Annotated in this window: 5 protein-coding genes; all 5 read right to left on the reverse strand. The window is 40.1% G+C overall.

Translation table 11 applies throughout. The features are described from left to right. Positions 1 to 92: 92 nt before the first annotated feature. Entirely contained in the window at positions 93 to 1,079 is a 987-nt protein-coding gene (locus tag HT671_RS09110) for a rhodanese-related sulfurtransferase (RefSeq protein ID WP_061710627.1), read from the reverse strand. 429 nt (positions 1,080 to 1,508) lie between these two features. Next, positions 1,509 to 2,984, reverse strand: a complete 1,476-nt coding sequence (locus HT671_RS09115; protein WP_138703208.1) for an ABC transporter substrate-binding protein — start codon at positions 2,982 to 2,984, stop codon at positions 1,509 to 1,511. Between the two features lie 103 nt (positions 2,985 to 3,087). Then, a complete protein-coding gene (locus HT671_RS09120; RefSeq protein ID WP_138703207.1) occupies positions 3,088 to 4,011 on the reverse strand; it encodes a carbohydrate ABC transporter permease in 924 nt (307 codons plus the stop codon). Positions 4,012 to 4,024: 13 nt separating this feature from the next. Beyond that, entirely contained in the window at positions 4,025 to 4,954 is a 930-nt protein-coding gene (locus tag HT671_RS09125; RefSeq protein ID WP_007284784.1) for a sugar ABC transporter permease, read from the reverse strand. 265 nt (positions 4,955 to 5,219) lie between these two features. Then, positions 5,220 to 7,308, reverse strand: a 2,089-nt coding sequence (locus tag HT671_RS09130) for a DUF1542 domain-containing protein (protein WP_172923136.1), incomplete at its 5' end; no start/stop codon positions are given.

Consider the following 7,308-nt stretch of genomic DNA (forward strand, 5'->3'; position numbering starts at 1 on the left):
GGCTAGCTTCCTAGTTTGTTCTTTGATTTTCATTGAGTATTAGATTTTTGAGTAAAAAGCATAGAAAAACAGCCCCTAAGGACTGTTTAATCTTATACTGTAGCTGCTTGATCCAAGCTTTCACCGATAGCGGCTAGGCGCTCGATTACTTCAGCTTGTGTCAATTCATTTTTTGAAACATAGCGGTTACGTGGGTGAACACGGCACTCGTGTGAGCATCCACGAAGGTACTTGTCTTCATTTTCTTCTGATGTCAAGATACGACGGTTACAGAAGGGATTTCCACAGTTGACATAACGTTCACATGGTGTTCCATCAAACCAGTCTTTCCCTACGATGGTTGGGTTGACATGGTTGACATCAACGGCAATACGCTCGTCAAAGACGTACATTTTCCCATCCCAAAATTCACCTTGGACTTCTGGGTCTTTACCGTAAGTTGCGATTCCTCCGTGCAATTGGCCGACATCTTTGTAACCTTCACGGACCATCCAGCCTGAGAATTTCTCACAGCGAACGCCACCTGTACAGTAAACCACGACACGCTTGTCCATGAATTTTTCCTTGTTATCACGGACCCATTGTGGTAACTCACGGAAGTTGCGAATATCTGGGCGAATAGCTCCACGGAAATGTCCTAGGTCGTACTCATAATCGTTACGTGTGTCAAGGACAACGGTATCTTTATCAAGAAGCGCTTCTTTGAACTCTTTTGGAGACAAGTAAGCACCTGTTGTTTCAAGTGGGTTGATGTCGTTGTCAAAGTCGTTGTCTTCCAAACCAAGGTGGACAATTTCTTTCTTGTAGCGAACGAACATCTTCTTGAAGGCTTGTTCATTTTCTTCGTCAATCTTGAACCAGAGGTCTTCCATACCTGGGAGGCTGTGAACGTAGTCCATGTATTTTTGAGTTGTTTCATAGTCACCTGAAACTGTTCCGTTAATTCCCTCGTCAGCGACTAGGATACGGCCTTTAAGGCCGATTGATTTACAGAAAGCCAAGTGGTCTGCAGCAAATTGCTCTGCATTTTCAATTGGAGTATAAAGGTAGTAAAGTAAGACACGAATATCTTTTGCCATAAGATTTGTTCTCTTTTCTATTCTTAAATTTTCTAAATTTTTTATTTATCCATACTAGTATACCTGCTTGAGAAAACGAATGCAATTTATTTGACTGGAAATTGTAGAGGGTTCTCGAAATTTCCTGAATGGTTATACTCTTCGAAAATCTCTTCAAACTACGTCAGCTTCACCTTGCCGTAGGTATATGATACTGACTCTGTCAGTTATATCCACAACCTCAAAACTGTGTTTTGAGCAGCCTGCGGCTAGTTTCCTAGTTTACTCTTTGATTTTCATTGAGTATTAAAATAAAGATAAGAGAAAACAGGAATATCTATATCCTTGTGCCCAAAAAACCACTGCCTCCCCCAGATAAACCTGAGGAAAGCAGTGATTCTTATTTTAGGAGTTAGGTTAGGAATGAATACACGAAATCAATTTAGCTGATTATTTTTTGTTTTTCAAGAATTCATCGTATTGTTTTTGCATTTCGTTCAATACTTTTTCGTAGGCACCTTCAGATTTCAATTTTTCCATCAATTCTGGAATCGCTTTATCTGGGTCTACAGTACCAGTGTTGATAGCTGTATCAAATTGTTGCATTGTATTAGCGATAGCTGAGATTTCAGATTTCACATTGTCAGTGTTAAAGATAAATCCAAGCGCTGGAGACTCTTTAGCTTCTGCCAATTCTTTCTTAGAATTTTCGATTTGTTGGTCTGTAACGTTTTCGTTGATATAAAGGATCCAGTTGTTACCAGTGTTCCATCCACCCATGTGAGTGTTTCCTTTGTAGCCATCAAGAACGCGAACACGGTTTTCTTTACCTTCAATTTTTTCCCAGTTCTTGCCTTCTGGACCGTAAACAAGACCGTTCAAGAGTTCTGGATTCGTATTCAAGAGGTTCAAGATTTCCATTGATTTTTCTTTGTTCTTAGAGTTGTTTGAGATGACAAAGTTAGCAACTTGTGTTGTTTGGTTTTTCTTGATGAAGTTAGTAATTGGTTTGATTTGGATATCTTTGTTGGCAACACGTGAAAGCAAGCTGTTACCGTAGTCAGCTGGTCCTACTGTTTCTTCACGAACGAACCAAGTATCTTGTTGAAGGTCAAAGGAAGTATCGCTTGTTGCGACGTCTTTTGGAATGTAGCCAGCTTCATAGAATTTGTGAAGAGTCTTCAAGTGTTCTTTGAAACGAGGCACTTCGTAACGGTTTACAACTTTAGTAGTATCGCCTTCAAGGTCGATAACGAATGGAAGACCGTTTGCTACTGGATAGTCAAAGTTATCAGATGGGATGAAAACTTTACCAATAGCAAATGGTACTACGTCTGGAGCTTTTTCTTTAATTTGTTTCAAGACTGGCTCAAGAGTTTCGTAAGAAGTAACACCTGAAATATCGATACCATATTTAGCAAGGAGAGTTCCGTTGAAGGCAAAGTTTTGAGATGATGCAACGTTGGCTGCAACTGGAACAGCGTAAATCTTACCATTTACAGTATTACCCTTGATGTAAGCTGGGTCAAGTGCCTTGTAAAGGTCTTTACCTTCTTTTTTGTACAATTCTGTCAAGTCAGCGTAAGCACCTTTTTGAGCATTTACAATATAGTTATCTGCAAAGGCAATATCATAGTTTTCACCAGATGATGTGATAACTGACATTTTCTTACCATAGTCACCCCAGCCAAGGTATTGGATATCCAATTTGGCACCAACTTTTTCTTCGATGATTTTGTTGGCATTTTCTAGCAACTCATCCAAGTTGTCTGGTTTGTCACCGATTTGGTACATTTTGATAACAGGTTTATCACCTGAATCAGCAGCTTTTTTGCTGTTACCTGTCAAGTTTCCACAAGCAGCAAGACCTGCAGCCAAAGCGACTACACTAGCAGATGCAAAAGCATATTTTTTCCAGTTTTTCATGATAAAAACTCCTTTTTTTATTTTTAAACTTATAAACAATGTAATGATGTTAACTTCACGCAAGGGAAGTTGGGAACTGAGAAATGTTTTTCCTCAATAAGCACTATTCTTTCACACCACCGATAGTTAAACCTTTTACAAAGTAGCGTTGGAAGAATGGATACAAAATCGCGATTGGAAGGGTTGCAACCACAACCATGGCCATACGTCCCGTTTCTTTCGGTAGAGCAACTCCCAGTTGACCAGTCAAGCCGACCGCTTTGGCGATGTAGTCCATATTTTGCTGGATTTGCATAAGCAAATATTGCAATGGATACAAGTTGTCACTCTTGATGTAAAGAAGGGCGTTGAACCAGTCATTCCAGAAACCAAGTGCTGTCAAAAGCGTGATGGTTGCGATACCTGGTAGTGACAATGGCAAACAGATTTGGAAGAAAATCCGAGCCTCACTGGCACCATCGATACGAGCCGATTCGAGAATGGCTTCTGGAATGGTCTTCTTGAAGAAGGAACGCATCAAGATGATGTTAAATGGTGAGAGAAGCATTGGAACAATCAAGGCCCAAACAGTATCCCCAAGCTGAAGCACACGGGTCACCATGATATAACCTGGTACCAAACCAGCGTTGAACAACATACTGAGAAGGACGAAGATGGTAAAAAATCTGCGATACTTAAATGTTGTCCGTGAGATAGCGTAGGCATAGGTTATTGTGATAAAGACATTTGTAAATGTCCCAACTACGGTTACAAAGACAGAAATGAAGAGGGCTTGTAAGATTTTATCCTTAAACTGTGCCAAGAACTCAAAACCGTCTAATCCAAATTGGGATGGGAAGAAGCTGTAGCCGTATTGGAGGAGGCTTTTCTCGTCCGTCACTGAAATAATGATAACGAATACGAAGGGTAGGATACAAGAGAGGGCAATCAAACCCGAAATGATACTGAAGAAGATATCTGCTTTCTTACTGAAGGAGTGAATGCCGACATTATCAATTTTTTCTTTTTTAATTTTCTTTTCTGCCATATTCTCCTCCTTTCTAGAACAAAGCTGAGTTTGGATCAACTCGTCTTGCAAGTAAGTTTGATAGAACCACCAGAATCAATCCGACTACTGATTGGTAGAGACCTGCTGCTGAAGCCATCCCGATGTCCGCTGTCTGAGTCAAACCATTATATACATATACGTCCAAGACGTTGGTTACGTTATAAAGCTGACCAGCATTGTGAGGGATTTGGTAGAAAAGACCGAAGTCTGCACGGAAGATATTTCCAACTGCAAGGATGGTCAATACGGTTACCAATGGTGTCAACTGCGGAATGGTTACATTGCGAATCCGTTGCCATTTGCTAGCTCCGTCTACTGTCGCTGCTTCGTAGTAGGTTGGATCAATTCCCATAATCGTCGCATAGTACATGACACTGCTATATCCAAAACCTTTCCAAATACCTAGGAAAAGTAGGAGATAGGGCCAAATTCCCAAATCAGCGTAGAAGTTGACTTCTTTTAGACCAAGACTTTCCAATAAATGGTTGAACACCCCTTTATCAATATTTAGGAAGGCATCTGTAAAGAAACTGATGATAACCCAAGACAAGAAGTAAGGGAACAACATAGAAGTTTGGAAAATCTTCACCATTCTCTTGGAACGGAGTTCACTGAGGATAATGGCAATCCCTACAGATACAACTAAACCTAGAAAGATAAAGCCAAGATTGTAGAGGACCGTATTTCGTGTGATAATAAAGGCGTCTCTTGAACTAAATAAGAATCTGAAATTATCGAGTCCGACCCATTTACTATTTATGATACTATCTATGAAACCATTACTGGTCATGTGGTAGTCTTTGAAGGCAACCACGTTCCCAAATACTGGAATGTAGAAGAATAGAATCAACCAGAGTGCCCCTGGCAAAACCATCAAGAGAAAGATCCAGTTATCTCTCAAGGTTTTTGAAAACTTATTCATAATTTCCTCCCTTTTTATTTTGATATCCGTCTAAAAATTCCTTTTTAGACTTTTGATAACGATTACATTATTAGTATACTCCTATTTGCAGATTAGGTTAAACTCCTAATTATAGAAAAAACTCCACAAATTATGTAGCAGATTTAAAACTTTATCACCACTATCAAACAAATGTCCGTAACCGTCCAATAACGAAGTATATTGAAAAATCTCCAAACTAGGGAACTCAGCGATAGTTCCTAATCTGGAGATTTTTAATATGTTATTAGGCGTTTGCTTTCAACTTAGCAATAACCTTTTTAAGATTATCAATCAACTCTGCTTCAGTATGTTCAGAGCCTTTTTCATCTGCCAAGAAGGAAACTGCTTTTTGAAGTTCTTCTTGAGAGTTTTCAAGGACATCCTTATCTACTGTTTCAAGGTTTGAGTCTTTAAGAAGTTTACTTAATTCCTTGGCTAATTTCTCGAGTTCTGATTCTTTGTTGCGACGAGCTAGGAGGAAGAAGAGGAGACCTAAAAGCACTAGGATACTTGCTGCAATAATCCCTACTGGGACTTGAGTTTGGGCTGCAGGCTTATCTGCTTCTGGTGCTGCCTCAGAAACTTTTTGTTCTCCAGCCTTCGTTGCTGACTGGCTTTCCTTAATGGACTCTAGGGAAGCAATGGCATCTTTGACTGTTTGCAGGATATGGCGCAACCCTTGCTCTGTCAAACTATCATCTGCAAGAGCTTTCTGAGCCTCTGTTAAAACCAGACGTGCTGAATCTGTAATAGGATTTGATACAGCTGTCAACGATCTCAAAAGATTTTCTAAGGTTTGAACCTGCTTACTTAGTTCTGACTTATCTAAAGTCCCTTGACTCTGAGTTGCTGAACGAACAGTATCGTCTTCTCTATTCGCAGTATTTACAGTAGGCTCCGTAGTTGTCACTGGGGATACAGACGAACGAGCTGTGGTTGTTGAGCCACTGTCAGTGCTTCGTCCATCTTGTCCAGAATTTGCTTGTCCACTATCTGATGGACTTGTTGGAACAGAAGGACTTGCTGGTTCTGTAGTGTTCACATTCCCAGAATTTCCAGGTTGGTTATTAGTCGTTAGGAGGTGACGAGGAGATGGAATAGGATTGATACGATTGATTTCATCTAATGCTTTTTCTTTTCCTACTGGATTTAGCGCATCTATAGCCTCTTTACCAGTTGTTTTTGCACTATCTACTGCTGATTGCCCTGTGGCGGTATCAATAGCTTTCTTAGCTTCATCTACAATATTCTTAACTTGCTCTTTAACGGCTTGTTTTTCGTCATCAGAAAGTTTATCGTTGCCAGCAATCGCTTTTTCTTTAATCGCTTTAGCTGCTTCTAATTCTGCTTTAGCTAGTTCTTTAGCAATCGCTAGTTTAGCTGAATTTTTGGCTGTTGTGACATCATCTTCCGTTGTTGCATCATCGATTGTAGCAATTGCTTTATTTGCTTCGTCGGCTATTTTTGCTTTCGCTTCTGCTTTTTTATCAGCTGGCAAATCTACATTACTTTCAATAGCATCCGTTGCATTCTTAGCTGCTTCTTCAACTTCTTTCTTAACAGCTGATTTATCAATATCTTTTAGAACTCCTGCTGCTTCTGCTAGTTTGGCTTTAATCGCATTCACTTGTTCTTGTGCTTTCAATGCTTCTACTTCACTTGCATTAGTTCCTTTTTTAGCTACTTCTTGGGCTGCTTGTTTGGCTGCTTCTAAGTCAGTTGCTAACTGATCATACTTCGCATTGTACTCGTTAACACTATCAGGTGTTTTTCCTTCCAAGCTTGCTTTTTCCAGTTTTGCTGCTTCTGCTGCTAATTTTTCTTTTTGAGCGTCTGTCGCTGCTGGGACTAAGCCTGCTTTGGCGGTTTCCAATGCCGCTTTCTTTTCGTTTACTTTCGCTACTGCTGCCGCTACGTCTTCTTGTGACGCATTTTGGTTATCGATAACTTTCTGTGCCTCTACAAGTTCTGCTACCGCTGCTTCTTTAGCTGCTGTATACGTTGCTAGACTGTCTGTTGTTTTACCTGTTGGCTCTGTTTCACCAGTCAATCCTTCTAATGCTGCTTTCGCTTGTGTTAAAGCATCCTTATTAGCTTGATCTTTTAGAACTCCTGCTGCTTCTGCTAGTTTGGCTTTAATCGCATTCACTTGTTCTTGTGCTTTCAATGCTTCTACTTCACTTGCATTAGTTCCTTTTTTAGCTACTTCTTGGGCTGCTTGTTTGGCTGCTTCTAAGTCAGTTGCTAACTGATCATACTTCGCATTGTACTCGTTAACACTATCAGGTGTTTTTCCTTCCAAGCTTGCTTTTTCCAGTTTTGCTGCTTCTGCT

The organism is Streptococcus sp. 2741, assembly GCF_013276315.1.
Lineage (GTDB): Bacteria > Bacillota > Bacilli > Lactobacillales > Streptococcaceae > Streptococcus > Streptococcus pseudopneumoniae.

What these genes read in the sequence shown, in the direction of transcription:
- HT671_RS09110 (WP_061710627.1), bottom strand. Translation starts at nt 1,079, where the DNA reads ATGGCAAAAGATATTCGTGTCTTACTTTACTACCTTTATACTCCAATT.
- HT671_RS09115 (WP_138703208.1), bottom strand. Translation starts at nt 2,984, where the DNA reads ATGAAAAACTGGAAAAAATATGCTTTTGCATCTGCTAGTGTAGTCGCT.
- HT671_RS09120 (WP_138703207.1), bottom strand. Translation starts at nt 4,011, where the DNA reads ATGGCAGAAAAGAAAATTAAAAAAGAAAAAATTGATAATGTCGGCATT.
- HT671_RS09125 (WP_007284784.1), bottom strand. Translation starts at nt 4,954, where the DNA reads ATGAATAAGTTTTCAAAAACCTTGAGAGATAACTGGATCTTTCTCTTG.